The following is a 26,385-nucleotide window of genomic DNA, read 5'->3' as shown; positions in this document are numbered from 1 at the left end:
GAACAGACGCCCCTGTTCAATGAACTTGGTGATCATGATGAACCATGTGCCAAGCGACATGACGAGCATGATCAGCAGCACGCCACGGGCGATAAAGTCCCCGTTCGACCACAGGGCGGACAGGCCATAGGGGTTGGCGTCATCCTTGGCGGCCGGGGCGGGGGTTTCTGCCGCGGCGGCGGCGGCCGGGGTCGGGGCTGCTGCGCCATCGGTGGGCGCGGAGGGGGCGGCTGGTGTGGCCGGGCCGGGAGCCGGAGCGACAGCGCCTGCTGCGGGGGTCGTGGCCGCGGGAGCAACCGGTGCTGCGGGGGCGGCGGCCTCCTGCGCAAAGGCGGCGACGGGGGCTGCCGTGCTCATCAACAGCGCAAGGGCCGGAGCGGCAAGACCTGACACAAAAGAACGGGGCAGTCTGCTCATGTTACTCAAGATCCTCATTCAAGAGCCCGGTCCTGTTCCCCTGCCGGAGCGGACCGGGCGGGTCCGTGTTGTTGTGTTATCCAGAGGGTCCAGCGCGGGGCCGGACCGTTAGTCGGTGTCAGTCATCCAGACGGAAGCGGATGACATATGTCTTGTTCACTTCCCGCACGGGCACACCATTGCGGCTTGCGGGCCGGTAGCGGGCCTTGCTCACGTAATCCAGCGCGGATTGTGCGAACGCCTGACCACCGGTTACCGACTGCACGCGGCAGTTGCTGGTCATGCCCGTTGTTTCCACATCGCACACCACGGTTACGCGGCCTTCAATGTTGTCTTCCTCCATTTCTGGCGGATAGACGGGGCGCACATTGTTCAGCGGCGATGTGCCTGCCGTTGTATCGGGCGCGTCATTGGGCGGCGTGTCCGCGGGGGGAGCCTTGGCGGTCTGCGTTGGCGGCGCCGCGGGGTGCTTGGGCGGGGTGCGGCTCACATGCTTCATCGGCGGCTTGGGCGGCGGAGGCACCTCGATTTTTGGCGGCGGAATGAACGGCGGCGGTGGCACGGTCATGACCGGCGGAGGGGGAGGAGGCGGCGGTGGCGGAGGAGGAGGGGGTGGCGGCGGCAGAACGCGCGTCTGAATGGGCGGCCTGGCGGGTGGCGGCGGGCTGTCGCCTTTGCCCATCCCGTAGATCAGTCCCCATATGCCCAGCACATGCATGATCAGCACAAGCAGGAACGCAATCACACCAACAGCAGCACTTGCCCGAAAGGCATACTTTGCCGAACCTGGCTGCTGCTCAGGATTACTCATTCTGGCCCTCCCTCTTCAAGCCGCCAAACGAAACATCTCTGATTCGCCTTCAGCCACGAAAAACACTCAGGAATTTTGATCTGGCCATACGGCTCAGAACCGGCATGCCTCCTGACATACCTCTATCCATCATGCTGATTGGGCAATCTGGCACGGCAGATGTCAAGCAGGTTGTATGAGAAAAGTTTGCATATAAACTTTACGAAGTTGAATACTTTCCGCAGAAGAAAAAAGGCGGGCCCCTGCATGGAGCCCGCCTTTTTTACCATCCCGCGTAATGAGCCTGAGCAAACTGCCAGACTTACTGTGCGCTGGCACTCGCCTCCGAGCGGGTTGCCCCCACACGCATGGCCAAAGCCGCCGCCATAAAAACATCCAGCTCCCCATCCAGAACGGCATCGGGGTTGCCGGTTTCAACACTCGTGCGCAGGTCCTTGACCATCTGGTAAGGGGCAAGAACATACGACCGTATCTGATGCCCCCAGCCAATATCGGTCTTGGCGGCTTCCGCTTCGGCAGCCGCGGCCTCGCGCCGTTGCAGTTCGGCTTCGTACATCCGTGCACGCAGCATCTGCATGGCCGTAGCGCGGTTCCTGTGCTGGGAGCGGTCTGTCTGGCACGCAACCACGATCCCGGTGGGGATATGGGTAATACGGATGGCGGAATCCGTCTTGTTCACGTGCTGACCACCTGCGCCGGAAGCACGGAAAGTGTCCACCTTCAGGTCCGCATCATTGATTTCAATTTCAATTGAATCATCAATAACCGGGTAAACCCAGACCGATGCAAAGGACGTCTGGCGACGGGCTGCTGCATCAAAAGGAGAAATGCGCACAAGCCGGTGCACACCCGCTTCGGTCTTCAGCCAGCCATAGGCATTGGGACCGGAAACCAGAATGGTCGCGGATTTAAGCCCGGCCTGTTCGCCCTCCGAGCTTTCAATCAGCGTGACCTTGTAATTATGCGCCTCTGCCCAGCGGGTGTACATGCGCAGCATCATTTCGGCCCAGTCCTGCGCCTCCGTGCCACCGGCCCCTGCATTGACTTCCAGATAGCAGTCATTGCTATCCGCCTCGCCAGAAAGCAGGCTTTCAATCTCACGCCGCTTGGCTTCCTCCGCCAAGGCGCGCAGGCTGGCCAGTCCTTCGGCCACCAGATCGGCATCCCCTTCGGCTTCGGCCATCTCGATCAGTTCGGAAGTGTCGTTCACGTTGGTTTCCAACGCCTGCACGCCCTCGATCTGGTTGGCCAGAAGCGTACGCTCGCGCATCATTTTCTGCGCGGCTTCGGGGTTATTCCACAGGTCGGGGTCTTCGGCCTGGTTGTTCAGTTCCGCAAGGCGGGCTTCAGCGACATCCCAGTTAAAGATGCCTCCTCAGCAGTGCGACCGACTGCTTGATCTGTTCGTTAAGGGCTTCTGTCTCGGCGGACATCGGGCCTGTTCTCCATCTGCTTTGGGGGAATTATCGTCCCATTCCGTTCTCTGCGGCCTTCAATAAAGGCCGCCCATGCCAATGTCACCCCCAGAAGGTGCGGGAGGTGGTGCGCTGTTGCCTTCAGCCGGGCTGGCCGCAGCCGCACCAGACTGACCCGTGCCGTTGATGCTGGCTGCCATATCGCTCTCCGAATCCGGCATGTTCTCGGCCCCTGTATCGGCGGCACTCAGCTGCTGGGCATCCACATTACTCAGCAGGTTGGCACTCACACCGGGAAGCTGACCGTCCTTGAACGCATCTATCGCAACACCACGGCCCGTATCGTAGCTGACCAGTGTCACGCCATCGGGGGCGGCAAAGTCGAGCTTGGGCTGGTCCTTGAGGGCCGTCTTCATCACCTTGTTCCACAGTGGGCCAGCAATGGCGCCCCCTGTCTCGTTCCGCCCGAGGGACTGGGGCGTGTCAAACCCGATCCATACGACCGTCACCAGTTCGGGCGTGTAACCTGCGAACCAGGCATCGTTAAAGTTCTGGCTGGTGCCGGTCTTGCCTGCGATGGGCGTATCTATGCCCTCGCCCGCCCGCACACCCGTACCGCGCCGGATAACGTCCTGCAGCATGGTCGTGATCTGGAACGCGCTCTGCTCGGAGGCGACGACAGGCCTGTCATCGCGCAAAGCGGGAAGGTCCTGAGGGGTCAGCACCACAACCGATGGCTGAGGGGACGGCAGACCAGAGCCCGCACCACCGGCATTTGTCTGCGGTGCATCCGGGTGTATGGCGTCCACCCCATTGGCCGGGCTCCCCCCCTCCGCAGGCAGGGAAGACGCTGCAACCAGAGACAGCCCGCTTGCAGGCCGCCAGATGACATGCCCATCACGGTCCTGCACATCATCAATCAGGGTCGGGGTAATCCTGCGCCCTCCGGCGGCAAGGGCGGCGTAGGCTCCGGCCTCCTTCAGCACCGTGGTTTCCACAGCCCCCAGCGCCGCAGGCAGCACATGGGGCATGCTATCCACCAGCCCGAGCTTGATGGCCGTATCCGCAACCGTGTTCATACCCAGATGGGCGGCAAGGCGAATGGTCACAAGGTTACGCGATTCACGCAGCGCATCATGCAGGGACGTGGGGCCCCAGAAGTCTTTTTCGTAGTTATTAGGGTGCCATGTGCCGTAGGATACGGGGGAGTCATCAAACTCCTGAGAAGGCGATATGCCCTGCTCCATGGCCTGTAGATAGACAAACGGCTTGAAGGAGGAGCCCGGCTGGCGCAGCGCCTGCGTGGCCCGGTCAAACTGCGAGGCCTGAAAAGACCACCCCCCCACCAGAGCAAGAACACGCCCCGTACGGGCGTTCATGGTGACAATAGCGCCTTCCACAACCGGTATCTGCATCAGCGCAACACCGGACTGCCCGCTCTGGGGTTCGACCATCACAATGTCACCCGTGCGGAGGGGGCGGGCACGGCGGACCCATGCCATATCCTTGGACTGGATCTGCCCTGTATGGGCTTCGCCGCCCTGCGCAACATTGCGGCGGACCACGCTGCCTTCCAGCCAGCCGACCTGCCCCTTGTTGCCATCCAGCACAATGGCCAGACGCCACTGGTCCAGCATGCCGGGCGGAGCACTGACCGTACGCAGGGCGCGTACCCACTCGTCCTGCGTGAGCGGCACTGGGGTATTCAGGTGCGTAACAGGGCCATGCCAGCCACGGTGCTGGCGGTCATACGCCATAAGCCCCTGCTGCAAAATGGTCTGGGCCGCACGCTGGAGGGGCAGGTCCAGACTGGTATGCACATCCAGCCCCCCCTGCATGGTGACATCCTGACCATATTTTTCCAGCAGTTCACGCCGGACTTCCTCGGCAAACCATTCGGAGCCGGGGGCGGGGCCGGGGCGGGAATAGCTGATGCTGACAAGCGGCTCCGCCTCGGCCATACGGGCTTCGGCCTGCGTAATGGCACCAATATCGGCCATGCGCTCCAGCACCCAGTTGCGGCGGCCTCGCGCGGCATCGGGGAAGCGGGCTGGGTTGTAATTGGTGGGCGACTTGGGCAGCGCCGCCAGAAACGCGACCTCCGCGTTATCCAGCTGGTCCAGAGGTTTGTTAAAATACGTCTGGGCAGCGGCACCAATGCCATAGGCACCGTTACCCAGATAAATTTCGTTCAGGTAAATCTCGAGGATTTTTTCCTTGGGCAGAACCTGCTCGATACGCATGGCCAGAAATGCTTCCTTGGCCTTGCGCTTGAACGAGACAGCATTGCTCCCCAGCAGCATGACGCGGGCAACCTGCTGCGTAATGGTGGACGCACCAATGGGCCTGCGCCCGCGCCCACGTGTCAGGTCGGTCAGGCCCGCGCGGATAATAGCAGCGGGGTCCACGCCCTTATGGGTCCAGAACTTCTGGTCTTCCGCCGCGATAAACGCACTTTTCACCCGGTCGGGAATGGCGTTGGAGGGCACGAACACCCGCCGCTCGTCCGCCAGTTCGGCGACAAGCTGGTCATCCGATGCGTACAGGCGGCTCATGACCGGCGGCTGATAGGAGCGCAGGCCATCCACTGTTGGCAGGTCGGAAACAATACTCTGGTATTGCGACCACACCACCACGGCCCCGCCAGCACTGCCCACCAGCAGCACGGCCGCAGCCGTGCCCAGCAGCATGCGCCATTGGCGAAAGCGCGGCCTGCTTAACACAAAGGACTGTGCGGTACCCCGGTCATGAGGGGGGGAAGAATCCGGATCACCAGAAGGTGGAGTGCGTGTCATACCGGTCCTTTATCATTCCCATATTCTGTCGTCTCCTGACCATCGCCATTTCTCTTTACAATCGTGGCGGAATTCCGACCTGTGCTCCAGCCCCTGACAGACCCGGCTTTTATGCCTGACCCAGCAGTTCGCCCAATATGCGCGCTGTATAGTCCACCACGGGCACAACGCGCCCGTAATTTATGCGCGTCGGGCCAATAACGCCTATGGCCCCGACAATCCTGTTGGCCTCGTTTCTGGCCGGAGCCATGACAACGGACATGCCGGTCGCACCAAACAGACCACTTTCCGCGCCAATAAAGATGCGCACCCCTTCCGAACTTTCAACCAGTTCCAGCAGACGCAGCATTGTCTCCTGCGCTTCCAGCCGGTCAAACAGGGTCTGGATGGCAACAAGGCGCTCCTGCCCGTCCACATCAGCCAGCAGGCGGGACTGGCCACGCACGATCAGCGTGCCGCCACTTTCCCCCCGCTCCGTGTTCCAGATCGCCAGACCACTTTCCACCACCTCGGCGGTCAGGCTGTTCAGCACCGTGCGGTTTTCGCTCATTTCCGCCCCTACGCGGTGGCGCAGGTCGGGCAGGGATGCCCCCATGGCGCGCGCGTTCAGGTAATTGGCAGCCTCCACCAGCGCAGAGGGAGGAGTCCCGGCCGGGATTTCGATCACCCGGTTTTCCACATGCCCATCCGCCCCTACCAGCACCACAAGGGCACGGTTACCACCCAGCGCCACGAACTCTATGTGCTTGATCCCGCCCTCACCCTTGGGGGCCACCACCAGCCCCGCCGCATCGGACATGCCTGCGAGCAGGGAGGATGCCTCGGTCAACGTATCCTGCAAGGAGCGTCCGCGCGCTTCCAGCGAATGGCCGATGACCTTCTGCTCATCTTCGGAGAGCGCACCAAACTGGAGCAGCCCATCCACAAACAGGCGCAGCCCTTTTTCCGTTGGCAGGCGGCCTGCCGATGTATGCGGGGAAAACAGCAGACCCGCCTCGGTCAGGGAGACCATGACATTGCGGATTGTTGCGGGGGAAAGCGGCTGCCCCAACCGGCGTGAAAGGGTGCGCGACCCCACGGGTTCGCCACTGGCCATGTATTCTTCCACAATCTCGCGCAGGATGTTGGCTGAGCGTCCATCCAGTTCGGGGGGTAGCATTGCTTGGGCGGGCAACAGGCCACGCTTCATGGCTCTCAGGCTCCTTTGGGCGGTCTGATAAGCGATTATAACGGCTTATTGCCGGTTTTACTCCTGCCAAAAGCATTTTATGTGCAGGCGCAACCCTTTGTTATTGTTTTGCAGGAGCAGCAGCATGCGTCCATCAGGCCGACAGGCCGGGCAGATGCGCCCGATTATTATAGAAACCGGCTTTTCCCGCCATGCGGAAGGCTCTGCCCTTATCCGCATTGGTGGCACAGAGGTCCTGTGCACCGCCAGTGTGGAAAACCGTGTTCCCCCCTTCCTGCGTGGCAAGGGCAGCGGGTGGGTTACGGCGGAATACGGCATGCTGCCCCGCGCCACCCACGCCCGCGGCAACCGCGAGGCCGCACGGGGCAAGCAGTCCGGCCGCACGCAGGAAATCCAACGCCTGATCGGCCGCTCCCTGCGCGCGGTTACGGACCTTAAGGCCCTTGGCGAATTCTGCATTACACTGGATTGCGATGTACTGAACGCCGATGGCGGCACGCGCTGTGCCTCCATTACTGGCGCGTGGGTGGCTCTCCGTCTGGCCCTTGGCAAGCTGGTTGCCAACCGCGTGCTGCAACGCATGCCACTAACCGGGCAGGTCGCTGCCGTATCCTGCGGACTGACCAGTGCCGGTGCCGTGCTGGACCTCGACTACACGGAAGACAGCGCCGCACTGGCCGACACCAACTTTGTACTCAGCGCTGATAACCGTATTGTGGAAATTCAGGCCTCGGCCGAACATGCGCCCTTTAGCGAGGATGCCTTTAACTCCCTGTTCGCCCTTGCCCGCAAAGGTGCTGGCGAACTGTTTGAAGCCCAGTTGACCGCCGTCAACACAGCAGAGCAGCCCTGAACATGACCAACCCCACCCTTAAATCCGGCGACAGGCTGGTGCTTGCCACGCATAACGCAGGCAAGCTGGCCGAATTTTCCGCCCTTATGGCGGAGTTTGGCATTACCGTACTCTCCGCCGGGGAATTGAACCTGCCCGAACCGGAGGAAACCGCCATAACCTTTGCAGGCAATGCCGCCATCAAGGCGCTGGCAGCGGCCCGTGCCGCCAACCTGCCCGCACTGGCCGATGATTCGGGCCTGTGCGTGAGTGCTCTGGGGGGTGCGCCGGGTATTTACTCCGCCCGCTGGGCTGGCCCCGACAAGGACTTTAACGCCGCCATGACCCGGATTGAGGAAGGCATCGGGCAGGACGAACGTAATGCGTGGTTTATATGCGTGCTCTGCCTTGCCTTCCCCGATGGACGCACATTCAGCTTTGAAGGACGGATTGACGGGCAGATTGTCTGGCCCCCACGTGGTGCCAACGGCCACGGATATGACCCGATTTTTGAACCCGAAAACCAGACCCGCAGCTTTGCGGAAATGACGGATGAGCAGAAAAACGCCATCAGCCACCGTGCCCGCGCATTTGCGGCCTTCCGCAGGGCCTGTCTGGACTAAGGCATATTCTGTCGCTTCAGGCTGAACGGTAGGTACAGTCATAACCCGATGGCCGCAGGCTGCTGCGAAGCCAGTCGTGCCGACTCCAGCCCGCAGCATTACCGGTCAGCGGTCGCTGCTTCCACCGCGAGAGAAGGGAGGGGCTCATGCTCCCCTCCCTTCCGGTCACGGGCAGATCCTCAGGACCGGCCCGGCGTAAACCTCAGAATTTAAAGCTGCAATGCGCCTTCGCACCACTCTCTACCGACTGGTTCCCATACTGCCCGATATAGGAAAGACCAACATCAATCCGGTCCGTCAGCCGCATGGTCAGCCCGGTATCCAGCACCGCCGCATTCGTCGAAAGGGCAACACCCGCAATATCCATGCTCCCGCTCCCCGCCTGGGCAAAGGTCTCCCTCAACGTCGGCGTCGTCAGCCCGAACGCATGCCGGTAGGACACACTCCCATGCGGAACCAGCGTCAGTTTCCGGACATGCACCTCGGAGGACACACGACCACCAAAGGTTGAAAACGTCACACCGGTATCCGTCGCCTTACCCGCCAGAGCCGCGCTGCCGCCCTGCTCGTGATAACCGTTCGTGTGCAGGTTCACATAAGCGACATTCGCAAACGGCTCGACCACCGTATGCGCAATACGGAGCTTATAGCTCAACTCGCCAAAACCCTGCGCCGTCCCGCCAAGATAGCTGCCCGCAAGCCGCTCGCCAAGGCCGGGAAGGACTACAGTCCGGCTGGTGCTGAGCATATCCCACGTATACGTCGCACCCAGCCGCAGGTTCAGCCTGCCCCAATGCGTGCCGCTATACCCACCAATCGAAACATTGTTGCTGTGACCTGAGGAATTACGATCACCCCCAAGATCAAACATGGACCGCCCATAGCTCACAAGCCCACCCACGCGCCAGGTCCGTGCAACCAGTGTGTCCGCTCCCATCACAAAACCGGCGGTCGAATGCTGCATGGCGGCCACATTGCCATCCCCGGAATTGTGCCCGAGGCTGCCGTAGGCCGTGCCCCACAGCGCAACCCCGCGGGACTGGCACCCACCCTGAGTGCGACCGGCCTTCAGGCTGGCCGTATGGATCGTGCCGTTCATCGAAGCCCCGTCACAGTCCGCGCTGTTCAGACGGTCCAGCGCAGCCTGCCTGACAAAAAAGCTGTCCTGAACCAGTGCTGTGCGCGCGGAGGCATGAATCTCGCCAGAGAGGGAATTGAACGCCGAGCGCGCGCCCTGCCCGTCAAGCTGCAAAACGGCGGCTGACACAGGACTGGATACCGGCAGGGCGTCCAGCAGCCCGGCAACGACCCCGCCATTACGGGTTCTGGCAACAGAGGCGAACGCGGTCTGGTTGCGCGTGAGCATCACGTCAACAGTGTTGTCCGTATAAACCAGAGAGGGAGACAGGAAGGCGTAGAAACTGGTGAGATTGGTGTTCAGGCTGTCATAACGGCCCGTGACTCCGCTGGCTGCCGACACAATCTCGTAAGCCTGCCCATATTTCAGGGTCGGTCCGTTCGTAGTCAGGGTAACCTGCCCGCCGTTCAGGGTCACCGCGCCACTGACCTGTAGCCCGTCGCTGGTCTGCACACCCGCCGACACCCCGTTGACGGTTACAGTAGCACCTGTGCTGCCTGTTCCGCCGTTGACCCGGAGCACACTGTCGCTGCTACTGACATAATTGCCGCCAACCGTCATCTGGTTCCCGGCGTTGGTCGAGGAAGTCAGATCAAGCGTGCCATTGTTGGTGAACTGCCCGCCAGCCCCGACATCCACAGAACCAGCAGCATTGAGCGCAATCGTGCCGTTATTGGTCACATCACCACTGGCCTGCCAGGCATTGCCGCTCGAAAGCGCCAGAGTGCTGCCCGAAGCCACCTGGATCGTTCCCACGCTGGCATTGCCATTGGCCGTGAAGAGGGTTGTATTTGTGCCGTCACCAACAGTAATGGCGGATGCGGAAGCCCCTGTAATATCACCATTGACAACAGATGAAGACGGACTGCCACTGGCCAGCAGATTGAGCGTTGCCGCCCTCAGTGCGACTGAACCATTGAGCACGCCGTAATTGTTGACAGTCATGGCGCTAATACCCACGTTATTGATCGAACCAAGCGTGCCCGTAATGGTGCCATAGTTGTTCAGAACACTTATGGTGCCACCAAGATTGTTGTTGACCCCATATTTTCCACCACTGATCGTACCAGTATTGTTAATCGTACCAAATGACCCAGTGGCCGAATTTGAAATACCATAATTAGCAGAACCACTTATAGTACCAGTATTATCCAGCGTGGTGATCACGCCATAATTGTAAATCGCAGCCACAGTAGAACCACTTATAGTACCAGTATTATCCAGCGTGGTGATCTGGCCTCCGCTGTAAACACCAGTCGGACCAGTGATCGTGCCATTATTGTTCAGAGAGGTAATCTTGGCACCTACGGCACTGAAAATCGCTGACGCGCCTGCGCCTGCTCCTCCGGTAATGGTGCCACCGTTATCATTGGTCAGGGACGTGACCGTACCGAGATTGTAAAAAGCATTGTACCCTGCAAGCCCGGTCAGTGTACCCGTGCTACCGTTCTCAAACGAAACTACCGTCCCGGTATTGTAAACAGCATTAGCACCTGTAATGCTGCCATTATTGAGGAATGTCTGTATCAGACCAGTGTTATTATAAAGAGCCGCACCACTACCCGCAATGCTGCCACCGTTATCATTAACAAGTGACACGACCGTACCGGTATTGTAAAAAGCATTTCCTCCGGTCCCTCCCCCGGTCACCGTACCCGTGCTTCCATTCTCAAACGAATTCAACGTCCCGGTATTGTAAATAGTATTAAAAATGCTGCCATTATTGAGAAACGTCTGAAGCTGTCCATCATTAAAGAGGGCCTGACCATTGCCAGTCCCCTGAATAGACCCTCCCTTTTCATTCGTAAGTGTGGACATCGTGCCTGCGTTGCGTATTGCCTGACCGTCATTATTATTACTCCCTGTGATAAGACCTTTGTTATCCAGAGTGGTAATCTGGGCACCTACGGCATTGTAAATCCCTGCCCAACCTGCTCCACCGGTAATGGTGCCACCGTTATCATTGGTCAGGGACGTGACCGTACCGCTATTGTTAAACGCATTGTACCCTGAAAGTCCGGTCAGCTGACCTGTGCTACCGTTCTCAAACGAACCCATCGTCCCAAGGTTGTAAACAGCATTAGCACCTGTAATACTGCCATTATTGAGAAATGTCTGAAGCTGTGCATATGTAAAATTGACAACCCCTGTTGCACTGGCACTTTGAATGGTACCTTCATTGTCCAAGGTACCGATATTCCCATTCGTATCATTATAAACAGCTGCTGCGTTGGCACCCGCAGTAATAGTTCCACCCTTATCATTGGTCAGTGACGTGACCGTACCGGCATTGTAAAAACCCCTAGATCCGGAAGATCCGGTCAGCTGACCTGTGCTCCCATTCTCAAACGAGCCTATCGTCCCGGTATTGTAAACAGCATTATTACCTGTAATACTGCCGCTATTGGTCATTGTCTGTATCTGAGCAGCAGTCCCGCCATTGTACACACCGGCGCCCGCAAGTCCTGAGACTACTGAAGTCTGACCTAATACAATCTTTGTCACTATCCCTAAGTTGTAAATACCAGAAGAACCGCTAATGACACTGGAGTTTGACACCAAGCCAATCTGACCTGTTGTGTCATTAAACAAGCCAGCAGCACTATTCCCCTTGATAGACGCTCCAGTGGTATTCGCTATCCCGTTAATCGTACCAGCATTGTATATCCCATTCCCGCTGCTACCGCCTGTTATGATTGCGCTGTTAAGATTAAGCACTGCTGTAATTTTACTACCCGCATTATTGAATATACCCGCCCCACCAGTGTCCCCCTGAATGGTTCCGTTTGTGTTATTCTGAATTGTGCCGAATGTGTTGGCGTTGACTATACCACTCGTCCCGTTAACCCCGGCAATCAACGCAGCGCCAGACGAGGTGCCATTCATCAATGACCCAATCGCCCCGGAATTGTAAATTCCGACATTACCACTCATGGTGCCTTTATTGGACACATAAGAAACTGCGCTGGTAGAGGTACTGTTCCACACCCCCGCCGCACCAGTACCCACGATGGACGACCCATTCCCATTATTCAGTTGGTTGATCGTACCGGAATTGAGCACCCCCTGCCCGGCAGTCCCTATCAGGCTTACATTATTAGCAATGGTCAGGTTGTTACTGATATTGGCCGTATTGGAAAGCCCGATATTTCCACTTGTCGATGCATTGACCGTAACCTGAGCTGTATCCTGAGTAACACTCACCCCTGAGGTAGGAGCCGCCATTGTCCGCGTTGCAGACAGGCAGACGGCAATCAGGAGGCCAACCCCACCACTCCCACTTCGTAACAATGAAGAATTCGTAAACATTTTCTTATTCATTTCTTCACCTATTATTCATTTATTAAATATATCCTCTACTGTTAATCTTATTTTTGGCAAGGGCATTTATAGAATAATTTTTTATCTGTGAAATTTCAGCGCACTAGACACACGGAAGAATCCGGATTCCGGACAAACACACGCTCTGAGCCGGATCAGAAATCCTCTTCCGGCTGGATCGGAACGGGAGCAATCGAGCCCGCAGCATCGCCGGTCAGCGGTCTGTGCTTCCACCGCGAGAGAAGGGAGGGGCTCATGCTCCCCTCCCTTCCGGTCACGGGCAGATCCTCAGGACCGGCCCGGCGCAAACCTCAGAATTTAAAGCTGCAATGCGCCTTCGCACCACTTTCTACCGACTGGTTCCCATACTGCCCGATATAGGAAAGACCAACATCAATCCGGTCCGTCAGCCGCATGGTCAGCCCGGTATCCAGCACCGCCGCATTCGTCGAAAGGGCAACACCCGCAATATCCATGCTCCCGCTCCCCGCCTGGGCAAAGGTCTCCCTTAACGTCGGCGTCGTCAGCCCGAACGCATGCCGGTAGGACACACTCCCATACGGAACCAGCGTCAGTTTCCGGACATGCACCTCGGAGGACACACGACCACCAAAGGTTGAAAACGTCACACCGGTATCCGTCGCCTTACCCGCCAGAGCCGCGCTGCCGCCCTGTTCGTGATAACCGTTCGTATGCAGGTTCACATAAGCGACATTCGCAAACGGCTCGACCACCGTATGCGCAATACGGAGCTTATAGCTCAACTCGCCAAAACCCTGCGCCGTCCCGCCAAGATAACTGCCCGCAAGCCGCTCGCCAAGGCCGGGAAGGGCTACAGTCCGGCTGGTGCTGAGCATATCCCACGTATACGTCGCACCCAGCCGCAGGTTCAGCCTGCCCCAATGCGTGCCGCCATACCCACCAATCGAAACATTGTTGCTGTGACCTGAGGAATTACGATCACCACCAAGATCAAACATGGACCGCCCATAGCTCACAAGCCCACCCACGCGCCAGGTCCGTGCGACCAGTGTGTCCGCTCCCATCACAAAACCGGCGGTCGAATGCTGCATGGCGGCCACATTGCCATCCCCGGAATTGTGCCCGAGGCTGCCGTAGGCCGTGCCCCACAGCGCAACCCCGCGGGACTGGCACCCACCCTGAGTGCGACCGGCCTTCAGGCTGGCCGTATGGATCGTGCCGTTCATCGAAGCCCCGTCACAGTCCGCGCTGTTCAGACGGTCCAGCGCAGCCTGCCTGACAAAAAAGCTGTCCTGAACCAGTGCTGTGCGCGCGGAGGCATGAATCTCGCCAGAGAGGGAATTGAACGCCGAGCGCGCGCCCTGTCCGTCAAGCTGCAAAACGGCGGCTGACACAGGACTGGATACCGGCAGGGCGTCCAGCAGCCCGGCAACGACCCCGCCATTACGGGTTCTGGCAACAGAGGCGAACGTGGTCTGGTTGCGCGTGAGCATCACGTCAACAGTGTTGTCTGTATAAAACAGGGAGGGAGACAGGAAGGCGTAGAAACTGGCGAGATTGGTGTTCAGGCTGTCATAACGGCCTGTGACTCCGCTGGCTGCCGACACAATCTCGTAAGCCTGCCCATATTTCAGGGTCGGTCCGTTCGTAGTCAGGGTAACCTGCCCGCCGTTCAGGGTCACCGCGCCACTGACCTGTAGCCCGTCGCTGGTCTGCACATCCGCCGACACCCCGTTGACGGTTACAGTAGCACCTGTGCTGCCTGTTCCGCCGTTGACCCGGAGTACACTGTCGCTGCTACTGACATAATTGCCGCCAACCGTCATCTGGTTCCCGGCGTTGGCGCCAGCAGCATTGAGCGCAATCGTGCCGTTATTGGTCACATCACCACTGGCCTGCCAGGCATTGCCGCTCGAAAGCGCCAGAGTACTGCCTGAAGCCACCTGGATCGTTCCCACGCTGGCATTGCCATTGGCCGTGAAGAGGGTTGTATTTGTGCCGTCCCCAACAGTGATGGCGGATGCGGACGTACCCGTAATATCACCATTGACGACAGATGAAGACGGACTGCCACTGGCCAGCAGATTGAGCGTTGCCCCCCCCAGTACAACCGTGCCATTGAGCACGCCGTAATTGTTGACAGCCGTAGTGACGACACCCGCCGCATTATTGATCGAACCAAGCGTGCCCGTAATGGTGCCATAGTTGTTCAGAACACCTATAGTGCCACCAGTATTATTGTTACCGTTGATATTGTCACCACTATTGTTGACCCCATATTGGGTACCATTAATCGTGCCGTAATTGTCCAATCTGCCGATTTGGCCACCCGAAACGTTACTAAGCCCCGAACCACCGTTCAAACCACCATTATTGAAAATACTTCCGCCCTTACCATTTACCACTATAGTGATCTGGCCTGCATTATTGTACACACCACCGAACACGCCAGCACCATGGATCGTGCCATTATTGAGAATTGTCTGAATCTGACCATTATAATTACCAACCCCACTCCCGGCTACAGTACTCTGAACGACACCTTCATTGTCCAGAATGCCAATCTGACCACCGGTACCATTAAAGATACTTCCCGAAGCCGCAGTAATGGTGCCACCCTTGTCATTGATCAGGGACGTGATCGTACCGTTATTGAAAAAAGCCCTATACCCTAAACCTCCGGTCAGTGTGCCTGTACTCCCGTTTTCAAACGAACCCATCTGTCCATTATTGGCTATTGCGAGATTACCACTAATGGTGCCATTGTTAACCAATTGGGCTATCTTGCCACTCTTGTCATTGACCAGCCCCTGCCCGGCAGTCCCTGTAAGACTTCCACTATTGGCAATATTCAGACTGTCACTGATATTGGCACTATTATAAAGCCCGATATTTCCACTTGTTGGTGCATTAACCATAACCTGTGGAGTATCCTGAGTAATACTCACGCCCGCAACAGGAGCCGCCATCGTCCGCGTTGCAGACAGACTGACGGCGATCAGAAAGCCGACCCCACCACTCACATTCCACAGTAATGAAGAATTCATAGACATTTTTACTTATCTCTTTGCTGATCTTACACACACGTCCTGATCTGAAGAATGAAGTCCAAGGCAATCTGAAAAACTGGTCTGCAAAAATGCGCGCAAAACCATAAACATCCTCAGCCTGAGCGCCTTGATGTTCACAGGTCACACTAGTTTTGATGCAGATCAACATGCACCAAGCATGCAGGTTGACAATCGGCAACCCGAGAAACAGGAGCGCCATCAAAATGATAACGGCCAGGAAAAACTTCCCGAGCGTCCTGTTTCATTAACTCAGCAGGCTGACACCCGCCCTGAATGAGATATGTCGGGTAACAAAGAATGATACCAATGGCGTTAGTCGCCATGCCCAATTCCTAGGAAAATGTAGGCAAGCGCACCAAAACACGCTCTTGTTTACGCCTTCAGATACTCAATGTGCACTTTCAATGCCTTTCGTGTCATAATCGTTGCCTCTCTCAACAGAGTCGGCCGCACTGACTCTGTTTTTTGGTCCAACAACTTGGGGATTACCTCAGGTCATTACCCGGAGGATGGCATGTCATTTCCCATTTGGCAACCACGATTAGAGATTTCGGGTCTGGAAACTTCCAGTTCTTAAGATTTTTGTAAAATACCAAGATAAATTCTTGCCGAAATGAACATATAATGGGAAAGATAACTTTGAATTCAGATTTCGGCCCCGACGAAAAGGAAGCCGAAGTGGCAGAGCGTGCTTTGCGGCTTCAGCAGGCAGTGCAAGCGGCTGGAGGCAATACGCAGGTTGCCATTCGTGCACAAATGCCTCTAAGCACTCTCAGTCGTTATCTCTCTGGTCGTGACATGAAAGCGACTGCGCTGGTCGCTCTGGCGAACGCCTGCAACGTAAGTGTTGAATGGCTTGCTAAAGGACATGGCACACCCAACAGAGAAATGGCTTTAAGTAAATTACCGAATGATCAAGTAACTCTGGATCAGAACACGTTAAATGTTCGCTATTTTGATGTTGATGCCTCTGCCGGGTTTGGTCGCCTTGATTACTATCAGGAAAAACCAGTATTTATCCCTATCTTCAAGGCCGCTCTGGAAATGGCCAAGTGCGTTGCAAAAGATACAATTATCATGCACGCTTCCGGGGATAGCATGTCTCCTATCATCAACAGTGGAGATGCCATGGTCATAGATACAAGGAGAACAGATCAGCTTTTTGGTATCTATGTTTTCGTGATGCATGGCGCGGTATTTGTAAAACGTTTATCAGCAAGAACAGACGGCACAATTCTTGTATCAAGCAACAACAAGAACTATCCGCCTGAAGAAGTACTGATGTCCTCGGTACGCTGGGGAGAACCAGACAGCACTGACACAATGTGTATCGTTGGCCGGGTCGCCATGCTGATGACAACCACCCTTTAGATGAAACCCTAAAAGATGGACCTCGCAGCTACAGAACGTGTGGCAGGATAGCCCATAAAAAAATAGCGCCCTTGTGGGGCGCTATTTTTTGCATGGCAAAGGATTTTGCCAAACCGGGATGGTGCAAACCACCCCGGCTTTTTTATGCTCAGTCTTCGGTGTTACGGCGACGGATCGCTGCACCCAGAATATCACCGAGCGATGCACCGCTATCTGCGGAGCCGTATTCGTTGATAGCCTGCTTGTCTTCTTCCACTTCGCGGCCCTTGATGGTCAGGGCAACTTTGCGGGATGCACGGTCAACGGACACAACCTTGGCGTCCACACGTTCGCCAACGGCGAAGCGTTCGGGGCGCTGTTCGGCTTTGTCACGAGCCAGTTCCGCACGACGGATGAAGCCGCTCAGAACGTCGTCAACCTTCACTTCAATGCCGTTGGTCTGCACAGCGGTCACGATGCAGGTAACGATCGTGCCCTTCTGGATGCTGGCCAGCGCATCGGCTGCCGGATCTTCCTGAAGCTGCTTGATGCCAAGGGAGATACGTTCTTTTTCCACGTCCACGTCCAGAACCTTGGCTTTTACAACCTGGCCCTTTTCGTAGTTCTTCATGGCTTCTTCGCCAGCTTCGTCCCAGGACAGGTCGGACATGTGAACCATGCCGTCGATGTCTGCGGACAGGCCGATGAACAGGCCGAATTCCGTAATGTTGCGGATTTCGCCTTCCACGGTGGAGCCAACCTTGTGTTCTTCGGCGAACTGTTCCCAAGGATTGCGCTGAACCTGCTTCAGACCCAAGGAGATGCGGCGCTTGGAGCTGTCCACATCCAGAACCATCACGTCCACTTCCTGAGAGGTCGCAACGATTTTGCCGGGGTGGACGTTCTTTTTCGTCCAGGACATTTCGGAAACGTGCACCAGACCTTCAACACCGGGTTCCAGCTCAACGAATGCGCCGTAATCGGTAATGTTGGTCACGCGGCCCGTAAAGCGAGCGCCCGGCGGGTACTTAAGTGCCACATTTTCCCACGGATCAGCTTCAAGCTGCTTCATGCCAAGGGAGATGCGCTGCGTTTCGGGGTTGAAGCGGATCACCTGCACGCGTACCGGCTGGCCGATCTGCAGTGCTTCGGAGGGGTGGTTGATGCGCTTCCATGCGATGTCGGTCACATGCAGCAGGCCGTCAACGCCGCCCAGATCAACGAACGCACCGTAATCGGTGATGTTCTTGACCACGCCATCAAGGATCATGCCTTCGGTCAGGCCCTGGATCAGTTCGCTGCGCTGTTCAGCACGCGTTTCTTCCAGAACGGCACGACGGGAGACAACGATGTTGCCACGTGCACGGTCCATCTTCAGAATCTGGAACGGCTGGGGCACACCCATCAGCGGGCCGACGTCACGCACGGGGCGGATGTCCACCTGGCTGCCGGGAAGAAACGCCATGGCGCCGCCCAGATCAACCGTAAAGCCACCTTTAACGCGGCCATAGATGGTGCCGTTAACGCGCTGGTTGGCTTCGAAAGCTTTTTCGAGGCTGGTCCAGGCTTCTTCACGGCGTGCTTTTTCGCGGGAGAGAACGATGCTGCCGTCGCGGTCTTCGTAACGCTCGACGTACAGTTCGATCACATCGCCCGGCTGCACTTCAGGCTTGACGCCCGGAGGTGCGAATTCACGCAGGGAAACGCGGCCTTCGCTCTTCAGGCCGACGTCAACAATGGCGTAATCGTCGGTCAGACGAACAACGCGACCGCGAACAACGGACCCGTCAAAGCCGGAATCGCGGCCAAGGGTCTCATCAAGAAGGGCGGCAAAATCTTCGCCACGGAAGTGATCCGTGGTCTGGGTGGTGGCTGAAGCCATGTGGTACCGTAAATCCTGAGCCCGCCAGCAACATGCGTGCAGGCTGTTCCTGCGCACCGCAAACTGCGGCACGACTTGCCCGACGGAACGGATGGGTAGCAATACCCCCCGCTTTTTGGGTCAGGCCAGACTGTTATCCAGAAAAACCCGCCATCGGGGCGGATTTCTGTTTGCACAGAGAACACCTGACCCCGGTTTGTCAACTTAAAGCGCCATCCATCACGCAAATGAGGGGCAAAAAATGCGTAACCACGGCTTGCGCCCCCTGTACGGGGGCCTGCACTCAGCCCCGTGCGGCCACGAGTCGTTCCCGCGTAAACCGCAAGGCTTCGGCCAGAACGGCCTGTGCATCCAGCGTGTCCGTCTCGATCACATATGCGTCATCCGCAACCCGCATGGGTGCGGAATCCCGGCTTGCATCGGCTTCGTCACGCGCGCGCAGGGCGTCTTCCATGGCCTGAAGCTGCGTTTGCGCATCGGGGGCGGCCGGGTCCCCTCCGCTTTGCAAAAAGCGCCTGAGCGTGCGGGTGGCGGGGGATGCGGTAATGAACAGTTTGACATCCGCATCGGGGAAAATGGCAGTGCCAATATCCCGCCCGTCCAGCACGGCCCCCTGCCGGGCGGCAAACCGGCGCTGGGTTTCCACCAGAGCGGCCCGTACCGCAGGCTGGGCCGCCACCTTGCTGGCTGCCAGAGCGGCATCTGGCAGGCGCAGGTCCTTGCGCTGCATGTCCTCTGGCGTCAGGGCCTGGGCAAACCGCTCGGCGGGTTGTGCGGGGTCCTGCCCGGCATCAAGGGCCAGCCGCCCGACTGCACGGTAGAGCAACCCTGTATCCAGATACGGCAGGCCCAGTGCTTCGGCCAGCTTGCGGGCCAGAGTGCCCTTGCCAGCAGCTGCGGGGCCATCCACGGCAATAACGGGGCCGCCGCGCGTCATAGTGCAAACCCCGCGCCAAGGCTGTTCATGAGCTGCAAATAGCCGGGGAAGCTGGTGTCTATGAATGCGGTATCATCTATTTCCACCGGGTTCTGGGCCACCAGCCCCAGCACGGACGCGCTCATGGCCAGCCGGTGGTCCATATGGGTCTGCACGACGCCCCCACCGGGAATGGCGTTGCTGGTGCCGTACACAACCAGATCATCCCCCTCCACCGCGGTTTTAACGCCGTTGTTTTCCAGCAGCGCCACGGTTGCGGCCAGACGGTCGCTCTCCTTCACGCGCAGTTCTTCCACCCCGCAAAAGCGCGATACGCCAGAAGCATGCGCCGCTGCCACAGCCAGAATGGGGTATTCATCAATCATGGACGGAGCACGGTCCGCAGGTACGGTCACGCCTTTGAGGCTGGATGCACGTACATGCAAATCCCCCACCAGTTCTCCCCCCTCGGTGCGGATATTGGTGACCTCAAGCTGTGCGCCCATTTCCTGCAAGGTAATGAACAGGCCGGTGCGTAGGGGGTTCAGCCCCACGGTGGAAATTGTAATATCCGCCCCCGGCACCAGCAGTGCCGCAACAATAGGGAAGGCGGCGGAGGACGGGTCCCCCGGCACCACCACATCGCGCGCAACAAGGTCCGGGCGGCCCTGCAGCAGAATAACCCGGCCACCCTGTGGGGTTTCCTCCACCTTAACGTGCGCGCCAAAGTGGCGGAGCATGTTTTCGGTATGGTCACGGGTGGCCACGGGTTCTTCCACCCGTGTCTGCCCCTGTGCGTTCAGCCCGGCCAGCAGCACGGCGGATTTGACCTGAGCAGAGGCCACGGGCAGGCGGTAATCCAGCGGCCTGGGGTCCGCCAGACCATGAATGGCCATGGGCAGACGTCCGCCCTCACGCGCCATAAAGGTGGCCCCCGTACCTGCCAGCGGGTCCATAACGCGCTTCATGGGCCTACGGCGCAGGCTGGCGTCCCCCGTCATGACCGACACCATGCCGTGGCTGGCCAGAATACCGGACAAAAGACGGGCCGCCGTGCCGGAATTGCCCATATCCAGCACATCCTCAGGCTCACGCAGCTTGCCAATGCCCAGACCACTCACGCGCCAGTCCCCCGGTGCGTGCTGCGCTACCTGTGCGCCCAGCGCGCGCATGGCCGCCGCAGTGCGTAGAACGTCCTCCCCTTCCAAAAGCCCGGTAATATGGGTTTCCCCCCGTGCGAGGGAGGCAAACATAAGGGCGCGGTGGCTGATGGATTTATCACCCGGCACACGGATGGAACCGGAAAGAGGGGCCTGCGCGCGCGTAACCCGCAGCGGACGGGCGGAGGGAGAGGATGCGTGTGTCATGCTCTTTTCATTCCGGCGGGACGGCCTGCAAGTCAATCCGGGCAGGGGCAGAAAAAAAGGGGCGGGGATGCAGAAAATACCATCTTTTACAAACTCCGGGTTTGACACGACCCGAAACACAGTGGCATTGGGCATCGCCTTAACAGTCTGGTTCGAGTCCTGTCCCAGCACTCCGGTGCTGTTCGGGGTTCGTTCGTGTTCCGGGGCGTTGGCCCCAATATCTGCTCAGGATTGACAGGTAGCAAGATGTCCCAGCCCGATCTCGGCACCAAACGCGTCTGCGTGTCCTGTGGTGCCCGTTTTTATGACCTGAACCGCGCACCCGCCATTTGCCCCAAATGCGGAACGGAACAGCCTGCTCTGGTGCCGCGCCTGCGCCGCAACTCTGACAGTCTGTCCCCCGTTCCAGCGAGTGCTGCCCCCATCAAGAAGGCCGATGAAGATATCGATATCGACACCGATGACGATACGGACGACGATGATGTGATGGAAGACACCGCTGATCTGGATGATGATGACGACGACATCAGCTCAGACATCGATGTCAACACGGATTCGGAAGACCACGAATCCTGATCCCTCAGGGGATTCTGAACATCTTTGTATCAGACCAAAAAAAGCCCGCTGTATGCCAGCGGGCTTTTTTTATGCCCCCAGCCCCGGCTGGCAGGCCGGGGCCAGAAATCAGCTGGCAGGGCGGCGCTCTATTTCCACGCCCACGCCTTCTATTTCTGCAAACACATCCAGTTTTTCTATGCGCACACGCACAACACGTACGCGGTCATCGCTCAGCACGCCGGAGGCTATGCGTTCGGCCAGTGTTTCCACCAGCCGCACATGCCCTTCACGCACAATACGGTGCACAAGCTGGACCACCCGCTCGTACGAGACCGTACGGCTCAGGTCATCCGGCCCGACCTCCAGATCCGTGCGGTCATCCACCCCGTAATGGACCGACACCCGAATACGCTGGGTTACACCCTGCTCATGCGGGAACACGCCAATATGGGCATCAAGCACCATGTTCTTCAAAAACAGGCAACGCAGCGGTGGCTGGTCGGCCCACGGAGCAAAAACGGCCATTCTTTTATTCTTCCACGGCATGTCCGGCCAATGGGGCCGGGGACCATTGCAGGTGTTGCCCACTGTTCAGGGTCAGCATCTGCCCGGTCACAAAGGGCAGGGCCAAAAGGGCAAGGGTTGCCCGCGCAGCCTGATCAGGCAAAGCGTCCTGAGCAGGAGGCACAGACGCGCATTGCTGTGCAGGCGGCTCCTGCATCGGCCCGGAGCCGGGCAGGGCGGAACCGGGCACAGAACCCAAGGCGTTAACCCTGATCCCTCTGGGGGCAAGGGCCTGCGCCATGGTCTGCGTGAGTGTCCACAGCGCAGTCCTGGATACGGTATGGCTGACAAAGTGGGGCGATAGGGGCCATACATGCTCATCCAGCATGTTCAGCACCATGCCCTGTGCCCCTTGGGGCAACCCCCTGGCAAAAGCCTGAATCAGCACAAAGGGCGCGCGCAGGTTGGGCTTCATATGCATCATCCAGCTTTCCAGCGAGGCATTGTCCCATTCATCCTGCTCACAGGTGGAGGTGTTGTTGACCAGCACGCCCAAAGGGCCGCCAAGAGCCTGTGCAGCCTGCCCATACAGGGCCTGCACCTGCTCCTCCCGCATGAAGTCGGCCTGTAACACACAGCCGGTACGGCCTAGCGCGCGCACGGCATGCAATATGCCCTCCGCCCCGGCCCTGTTGGTGCGGTCATGGATGGCCACATCAAACCCGGCCTGCGCAAGACCAAGCACAATGGCCTGACCAAACCGCTCGCTCCCTCCGGTTACCAGAGCGCGGCGTGGTATGGCCGGGCTGATCGGCAGCCTGTCCACGGCTATGGTTCTTCCGTTGATGGTTGGCACCACTCTGTCAGGCAGGGCGACGGGCGCCGAGAGCGGCGGCCAGAGTGCCATCGTCCAGCACATCCAGAGCGCCCCCCATGGGCACGCCCTGCGCCACACGGCTGATGGTCAGTCCCTCGTATGCTTCCAGCTGGTCCATCAGCCAGTGCATGGTGGTGGCTCCCTCCACCGTGGCGCCCAGAGCCAGAATAACCTCGCGCACGGTGCCTTCGTGCAGGCGGGTCATCAGGGCGGAGACGTTAAGGTCTTCCGGCCCAACCCCAGCCAGAGGGGACAGGGTCCCCCCCAGAACCTGATAAACGCCCCTATGGACCCCCGCACGCTCAAGCGCCCACAGGTCCCCTACCGTTTCCACCACACACACCAGCCCCCTGTCACGCAGCGGGTCGGTGCAGATGTGGCACGGGTCCGATGTATCCAGATTCCCGCAGGAGGAGCAGGTGCGAATGGCCTCCCCCGCCCGTTCCATGGCGCGGGCCAGCGGAGCCAGCCGTGTATGGGGTTCGCGGAGCAGGTACAGCGCCACACGCCGGGCCGAGCGCGGGCCAAAACCCGGCAGGCGCCCCAGCAGGCGAATAAGCTGCTCTATTTCCTGACCACCCATGCCCGCCTGCTTTCCCCCGCGCTCAAGGTCGGTTGTGTCTGCGGTTCAGAACGGCAGTTTCATGCCTGCGGGCAGGTTAAGCCCACCGGTGACCTTCTGCATTTCCTCGGCGGCTTTCTCGTCCAGCTTCCTGCGGGCATCCGCACAGGCCGCAACGATCAGGTCCTGCAACATTTCCATTTCGGTCGGGTCGGCCAGCTTGGGGTCGATTTTAATGGAGCGCATGTCTCCCTTGCCGCTCAGCACAACGCTGACCATGCCTGCACCTGCCGAACCATCAATGTTCATGGCTTCCAGTGTGCTCTGCATGGCTTCCATCTTGGACTGCATCTGCGTAGCCTGCTTCATCAGTGAGGCAAGGTTCTTCATGGTCATCCCCTTAGCTTGTCTGTCTGCCGCGTGGTGCGGCTATGGCGCACCCCTGCGGCGCATCACCTGTTCCCTATCTGGCCCAGAACGTGCTGTTTTGCCAGCCCGGCCCGCTCACTTCAGTCCTGTGAGGCACCGGGGTCGTATGGTCGGTCGTCTTCATCCAGCGGCTGCGCGTCCAGAGGAGCAAACAGCAGTTCGGGCGGCTCCTCGGGGGGGAGGCCGTAATCATCCAGCCCGTGGTCATTCACCTCACCCAGCTGCGCATCGGGAAACGCGTTCAGAATAGCCCGGACCAGCGGGTGCGCCTCTGCCTCGCGTCGGCGGAACTGGATAACCTCCGCTCCCTGCGCGTCCAGCGTGGGCTCACCGTCCTCCTGCCCGGCTTCAATCTGCCAGCTTATGCCCGTTGCGCGGTCCAGCACGCGGCGGAGCTGCGGCACAATATCGCTCGGCACCCCGCGCTCAAACCGCAGGACAATCCGCCCGGGGGCAAAAGAAATCAGATGCGCGGCATGCCGTAACTGCCCGTGCAGGATTGCCTCGCGCTGCTCCCTGACCAGCGCCACGGCCTCCCGCCACGTCCGCGGGACTGGCGGAGGGGCCAGCTCAGCCGGGGCTTCAGGCTGCACAACAGGAACCGCTGCCTGTACGGGCGCGGCCACGGCCATACCGCCGGAACTGACCATACGCAGGCGCGGCGGCTCATGCCCCCCTGCTGCATCACCCTGCGGAGCCACAAAAGCGCCGGTCCCGTTCGAGCCAGCCATCCCCACAGGCGCACCAGCCAGCCCGGACGGACCACTGGCCTGTGGCACGGAAGGAGGGACAGATGATCCGCCACGCCCGGCATCGTCCTGCGTAACGCTCAGGCGTTTGACCAGATCCTCGGGCGAGGGCAGGTCGGCCACGTAGCACAGGCGGATCAGCACCATATCTGCTGCGGCACGGCGGTCTGGTGCACTCTCCACCTCCCGCACACCCTTGACCAGCATCTGCCATGCCCGCATGAGCACGGGCACGGTAAAGGTGCTGGCCATATGTGTGCCCCGCACCCGCTCGGCCTCTGGCATATCCGCCGAGTCCCCCAGACCGGGCACAGCCCGCAGGCGGGAGACAATATGCACAAGTTCCAGCATATCCCCCAGCACAAGGCCGGGGTCGGCCCCACGAGCATAGGCTGCATCCAGCAGGGCAAGAGCCTTGTCGGGCTTGCCGGTCAGCACCGCATCGAGCAGGTCAAACACCACCTCGCGGTCCGCCAGCCCCAGCATGTCGCTCACAATGCCTGCGCCAATAACCCCGCCTTCATCCGTCACACCACTGCCCTGGGCAATAGCCTGATCCAGCAGGGAGAGGCCATCCCGCACCGAGCCGTCTGCCGCGCGGGCGATCAGGGCCAGTGCATCGTCGGAGAGCGCAACGTGTTCCTTTTGTGCAATCCGGGCGAACAGACCGGCCAGTTCTGCCTGTGGCACGCGCCGCAGGTCAAACCGCTGGCAGCGCGACAGAACCGTGACCGGCACCTTGCGCAGTTCGGTCGTGGCAAAAATGAACGTCACCTGCGCAGGCGGTTCTTCCAGCGTTTTGAGCAGGGCGTTAAAGGCATTGCGCGAGAGCATATGCACTTCGTCGATGATAAAGACCTTCATACGCCCCTGCATGGGGCGGAAGCGCGTGGCCTCTATGATCTCGCGCACATCATCCACCCCCGTGCGGGAGGCCGCATCCATTTCCAGCACATCGGGGTGGCGGTCAGCCAGAATGGCCACGCAGTTGGGGCATACACCACACGGGTCAGCCGTGGGGCCGCCGTTGCCATCCGGTCCGGTGCAGTTAAGGGCGCGGGCAATAATGCGCGCGGTCGTGGTTTTGCCCACCCCGCGCACCCCGGTCAGCATAAAGGCATGGGCCACACGCCCCAGCGCAAACGCATTGCGCAGGGTGCGGACCATGGCCTCCTGGCCGATCAGGTCCTCAAATGTTGTGGGGCGGTATTTGCGGGCAAGCACCCTGTAGGGAGGGGCTGCGGCATCGGGCGCTGGCGGGGGAGGCGCGGAGGGGGCGGGAGCCGGATCGGCATCACCAAACAGGCCGGGGCCTTCCGGTTCCGGACTGGGAAGCCCCTCATCGTGAGGGAACTGCTCGTCAGTCGTATCACTCATGCCATGCCCGCAGACTGTGTAAGGTCACGCCCCGCATGCGCGGTTTGACCGGCGCAGAATGGTCTGATCCACAAGGGCGGAAAATTAGGGTGGAAAGCCGAACAATGACCCGGACGAAACTCACCATGGCTGCTTCCTTCCGGACCTGACCGGTTTAGCAAGGTGTCCGTCCACCGCCGACTTTCCGAGGTCACACCTAGCACCAAATCCAAGCCCATGC

The 26,385-nt window shown here is 59.1% G+C and carries 20 protein-coding genes, 1 other RNA gene and 1 pseudogene; 5 read left to right on the top strand and 17 right to left on the bottom strand.

Annotated features, from left to right (window positions below; translation table 11 throughout):
* The 5 genes and pseudogenes from HNR55_RS11210 to hrcA form a co-directional block, all read right to left on the bottom strand.
* Positions 1–417, bottom strand: a pseudogene (locus tag HNR55_RS11210) (MotA/TolQ/ExbB proton channel family protein); the annotation flags it as partial.
* Positions 418–535: 118 nt separating this feature from the next.
* A complete protein-coding gene (locus HNR55_RS11205) occupies positions 536–1,228 on the bottom strand; it encodes an energy transducer TonB (RefSeq protein WP_166117142.1) in 693 nt (230 codons plus the stop codon).
* Between the two features lie 301 nt (positions 1,229–1,529).
* Positions 1,530–2,661 (bottom strand): peptide chain release factor 2 gene (gene prfB / locus HNR55_RS11200; RefSeq protein ID WP_166117144.1). Its coding sequence is split into 2 segments (ribosomal slippage): positions 1,530–2,591 and positions 2,593–2,661, totalling 1,131 coding nucleotides; the frame shifts between segments, so codons are not numbered across the junction.
* A 59-nt stretch (positions 2,662–2,720) separates the two neighbouring features.
* Positions 2,721–5,438, bottom strand: a complete 2,718-nt coding sequence (locus HNR55_RS11195) for a penicillin-binding protein 1A (protein ID WP_166117146.1) — start codon at positions 5,436–5,438, stop codon at positions 2,721–2,723.
* 109 nt (positions 5,439–5,547) lie between these two features.
* Positions 5,548–6,627: a heat-inducible transcriptional repressor HrcA gene (gene hrcA / locus HNR55_RS11190; RefSeq protein WP_166117148.1), complete on the bottom strand. Its 1,080-nt coding sequence runs from the start codon at positions 6,625–6,627 to the stop codon at positions 5,548–5,550.
* A 124-nt stretch (positions 6,628–6,751) separates the two neighbouring features.
* Between hrcA and rph the strand changes: the two genes are divergently transcribed.
* A complete protein-coding gene (gene rph, locus HNR55_RS11185) occupies positions 6,752–7,480 on the top strand; it encodes a ribonuclease PH (RefSeq protein WP_166117150.1) in 729 nt (242 codons plus the stop codon).
* A gap of 2 nt (positions 7,481–7,482) precedes the next feature.
* Positions 7,483–8,082 carry an RdgB/HAM1 family non-canonical purine NTP pyrophosphatase gene (gene rdgB, locus HNR55_RS11180; protein ID WP_166117152.1) on the top strand — a complete coding sequence of 200 codons (600 nt, stop codon included), beginning with the start codon at positions 7,483–7,485 and terminating at the stop codon, positions 8,080–8,082.
* A gap of 16 nt (positions 8,083–8,098) precedes the next feature.
* On the opposite strand, the gene HNR55_RS17000 is transcribed toward rdgB, so the two are convergent.
* The 3 genes from HNR55_RS17000 to HNR55_RS11170 form a co-directional block, all read right to left on the bottom strand.
* Positions 8,099–8,230: a hypothetical protein gene (locus HNR55_RS17000; protein ID WP_260400910.1), complete on the bottom strand. Its 132-nt coding sequence runs from the start codon at positions 8,228–8,230 to the stop codon at positions 8,099–8,101.
* Between the two features lie 54 nt (positions 8,231–8,284).
* Positions 8,285–12,529 carry an autotransporter domain-containing protein gene (locus HNR55_RS16995; RefSeq protein ID WP_184382681.1) on the bottom strand — a complete coding sequence of 1,415 codons (4,245 nt, stop codon included), beginning with the start codon at positions 12,527–12,529 and terminating at the stop codon, positions 8,285–8,287.
* Positions 12,530–12,852: 323 nt separating this feature from the next.
* On the bottom strand, positions 12,853–15,576 hold the full coding sequence (locus tag HNR55_RS11170; protein ID WP_260400909.1) for an autotransporter outer membrane beta-barrel domain-containing protein: 2,724 nt from the start codon (positions 15,574–15,576) through the stop codon (positions 12,853–12,855).
* 127 nt (positions 15,577–15,703) lie between these two features.
* On the opposite strand from HNR55_RS11170, the gene HNR55_RS11165 reads away from it, so the two are divergent.
* Together HNR55_RS11165 and HNR55_RS11160 are read left to right on the top strand one after the other, a co-directional pair.
* A complete protein-coding gene (locus tag HNR55_RS11165) occupies positions 15,704–15,871 on the top strand; it encodes a hypothetical protein (RefSeq protein ID WP_166115422.1) in 168 nt (55 codons plus the stop codon).
* A gap of 347 nt (positions 15,872–16,218) precedes the next feature.
* On the top strand, positions 16,219–16,965 hold the full coding sequence (locus tag HNR55_RS11160) for a LexA family transcriptional regulator (protein WP_166115419.1): 747 nt from the start codon (positions 16,219–16,221) through the stop codon (positions 16,963–16,965).
* A 148-nt stretch (positions 16,966–17,113) separates the two neighbouring features.
* On the opposite strand, the gene rpsA is transcribed toward HNR55_RS11160, so the two are convergent.
* The 3 genes from rpsA to aroA all read right to left on the bottom strand — a co-directional run bounded on the left by rpsA (position 17,114) and on the right by aroA (position 21,109).
* On the bottom strand, positions 17,114–18,826 hold the full coding sequence (rpsA, locus tag HNR55_RS11155) for a 30S ribosomal protein S1 (RefSeq protein ID WP_086646887.1): 1,713 nt from the start codon (positions 18,824–18,826) through the stop codon (positions 17,114–17,116).
* A 283-nt stretch (positions 18,827–19,109) separates the two neighbouring features.
* The gene (gene cmk / locus HNR55_RS11150) at positions 19,110–19,763 is read right to left on the bottom strand and encodes a (d)CMP kinase (RefSeq protein WP_165925710.1); all 654 of its coding nucleotides are present in this window, start codon (positions 19,761–19,763) and stop codon (positions 19,110–19,112) included.
* Positions 19,760–21,109, bottom strand: coding sequence for a 3-phosphoshikimate 1-carboxyvinyltransferase (gene aroA, locus HNR55_RS11145; protein WP_166115418.1), 1,350 nt, complete (start codon positions 21,107–21,109; stop codon positions 19,760–19,762). The genes cmk and aroA overlap by 4 nt, the downstream gene beginning before the upstream one ends.
* Positions 21,110–21,355: 246 nt before the next feature.
* Between aroA and HNR55_RS11140 the strand changes: the two genes are divergently transcribed.
* Positions 21,356–21,685 (top strand): TIGR02300 family protein, encoded by a 330-nt coding sequence (locus tag HNR55_RS11140; protein WP_086646889.1) that lies wholly within the window; start codon positions 21,356–21,358, stop codon positions 21,683–21,685.
* A 108-nt stretch (positions 21,686–21,793) separates the two neighbouring features.
* Here the strand turns inward: HNR55_RS11140 and folB are convergent, their stop codons facing one another.
* The 6 genes from folB to ffs all read right to left on the bottom strand — a co-directional run bounded on the left by folB (position 21,794) and on the right by ffs (position 26,351).
* Positions 21,794–22,192, bottom strand: coding sequence for a dihydroneopterin aldolase (gene folB / locus HNR55_RS11135; RefSeq protein ID WP_086646890.1), 399 nt, complete (start codon positions 22,190–22,192; stop codon positions 21,794–21,796).
* Between the two features lie 4 nt (positions 22,193–22,196).
* A complete protein-coding gene (locus HNR55_RS11130) occupies positions 22,197–23,003 on the bottom strand; it encodes an SDR family NAD(P)-dependent oxidoreductase (RefSeq protein WP_166115443.1) in 807 nt (268 codons plus the stop codon).
* Between the two features lie 31 nt (positions 23,004–23,034).
* Positions 23,035–23,631, bottom strand: a complete 597-nt coding sequence (gene recR / locus HNR55_RS11125; RefSeq protein WP_086646891.1) for a recombination mediator RecR — start codon at positions 23,629–23,631, stop codon at positions 23,035–23,037.
* Positions 23,632–23,676: 45 nt separating this feature from the next.
* A complete protein-coding gene (locus tag HNR55_RS11120) occupies positions 23,677–24,000 on the bottom strand; it encodes a YbaB/EbfC family nucleoid-associated protein (protein WP_166115416.1) in 324 nt (107 codons plus the stop codon).
* Positions 24,001–24,119: 119 nt separating this feature from the next.
* On the bottom strand, positions 24,120–26,165 hold the full coding sequence (locus tag HNR55_RS11115; protein ID WP_166115415.1) for a DNA polymerase III subunit gamma/tau: 2,046 nt from the start codon (positions 26,163–26,165) through the stop codon (positions 24,120–24,122).
* Positions 26,166–26,253: 88 nt separating this feature from the next.
* Positions 26,254–26,351, bottom strand: an RNA gene (gene ffs / locus HNR55_RS11110) — signal recognition particle sRNA small type.
* Between the last annotated feature and the right edge of the window lie 34 nt (positions 26,352–26,385).

Source organism: Acetobacter lovaniensis (assembly GCF_014207635.1).
Lineage (GTDB): Bacteria > Pseudomonadota > Alphaproteobacteria > Acetobacterales > Acetobacteraceae > Acetobacter > Acetobacter lovaniensis.
Note: the sequence above shows the minus strand (reverse complement) of the source record. Positions and strands in the feature narration are given on the sequence as shown.